This window comes from Bowmanella yangjiangensis (assembly GCF_017255015.1).
GTDB classification, from domain to species: Bacteria; Pseudomonadota; Gammaproteobacteria; order Enterobacterales; family Alteromonadaceae; genus Bowmanella; species Bowmanella yangjiangensis.
The window spans coordinates 1-767 of record NZ_JAFKCS010000381.1; the positions used below are offsets into that span (position 1 = coordinate 1).

1 protein-coding gene and 1 tRNA gene are annotated in these 767 nt (G+C 63.8%); both read right to left on the bottom strand.

What is annotated here, in order from left to right:
* Positions 1-38 precede the first annotated feature (38 nt).
* Positions 39-114 (bottom strand) — tRNA-Thr (locus J0A65_RS24680).
* Between the two features lie 376 nt (positions 115-490).
* On the bottom strand, positions 491-767 hold a 277-nt coding region (locus J0A65_RS24685), incomplete at its 5' end, for an MMPL family transporter (RefSeq protein WP_206596884.1).

Here is a 767-nt window from a genome sequence, read left to right on the forward strand (position 1 = left end):
AAAAAAGGCCTGCATGAGAGCAGGCCTTTGATACTAAATGGTGCCGGCACCAGGAGTCGAACCCGGGACCTACTGATTACAAGTCAGTTGCTCTACCAGCTGAGCTATACCGGCTTAGTGGGGGCGCCATTATATCCATTCGTCGGCACGAGTAAAGCCACCTTCAAGCCGCATGTTTACGGGCCTGGTTATCAGCAGAAAGAGAAGGCATCGCTGAGCAGTACGCACTGCTGCTGTGCGCTGGGGGGCATCCGGCCAGTCGGCGGACAGCACCTGCAACTGTCCCGGGAGCTGCGCCAGCAGCGGCTGCAGGGCGGCGGCGTGGCGCGGCGGCTGCTGCAGTAGGCTCAGGTCGTGTAGCGCCTGCAGGCAGCAGCTATAGGCTCTGCCGCAGGGGCATGGGGGACTCCAGTCGGTAGGCGCAGGGATGGCTGGCCGGGGGAGTACGCGCCCGGACCGCCGAAGGATGCGGCGGCCATGGCGCGGGGCGTCAGCGGGTGTGCTTGTTGCAGAGCAGCAGCGAGGCGATGGCCGGCAGCAGCAGCAAGGCACCGAGCATGTTCCAGATGAACAGCAGCACCAGCAGCAGGCCCATATCGGCCTGGAACTTCAGCGCCGAGAAGGTCCAGGTGGCGACGCCGGCGGCCAGGGTGATGCCGGTGAAGGCCACCGAGGTGCCGGTGGTCTTCAGTGCTTCGAAGAAGGCGGCACGGAATTTCAGCCCCTTCTGCAGGAAGCTTTCCATGCGGCTGTAAAGGTAGATCCCG